This window comes from Sporosarcina sp. ACRSL, assembly GCF_022346605.1.
In the GTDB taxonomy this organism is placed as follows: domain Bacteria; phylum Bacillota; class Bacilli; order Bacillales_A; family Planococcaceae; genus Sporosarcina.
Genome location: NZ_JAKRNT010000036.1, coordinates 1 through 613, shown reverse-complemented (window position 1 = coordinate 613; position 613 = coordinate 1). Strand labels below are relative to the sequence as shown.

The following is a 613-nucleotide window of genomic DNA, read 5'->3' as shown; positions in this document are numbered from 1 at the left end:
CAGGATCAAACTCTCCATAATAGAGAAATTCGAGTAGCTCGAGTTTCTTGCTGGCATCATTTAAGATGTCAATTTTGAATCCGAAGATTCGATTTGTCTGTCCGCCGACGGGGTCGGCTTCGAGACTTTATTTGTTGACGTTTTGCTGTTCAGTTTTCAAGGTTCATTTCGTGTCACTTCGTCAGAAGCAACTCTTATATAATACCATAATCGCAATCCTAATGTCAATAACTTTTCTAAAAAAGTTTTTAAGCTATTTCGAAGAAGTAGTTATTCACTTATCGGAATCGCAACGTTACTTACTATATCGGATTGTCTGTTTAAATGCAATACCTTTTGACGTGGAAATGATTGGATGATTGTGCTAATAGAAATAAAACAAATATCTTGCCAAGATCTCTTCAATGTCAATTAGCAATGCACTTACTAGAACCTTTTCAATAAGTGTAAGCTTGATTCATAAATATAAAAACCATCTCCACAGGAGATGGCCTTTGCCCGGCGACGTCCTACTCTCACAGGGGGAAGCCCCCTACTACCATCGGCGCTGAAGAGCTTAACTTCCGTGTTCGGGATGGGAACGGGTGTGACCTCTTCGCCGTCGTCACCAGAC

Annotated in this window: 1 rRNA gene; it reads right to left on the bottom strand. The window is 40.8% G+C overall.

Features of this window, described 5'->3' with window-relative positions:
• Positions 1 to 496 precede the first annotated feature (496 nt).
• Positions 497 to 612, bottom strand: a 5S ribosomal RNA gene (gene rrf / locus MHZ92_RS21310).
• Between the last annotated feature and the right edge of the window lies 1 nt (position 613).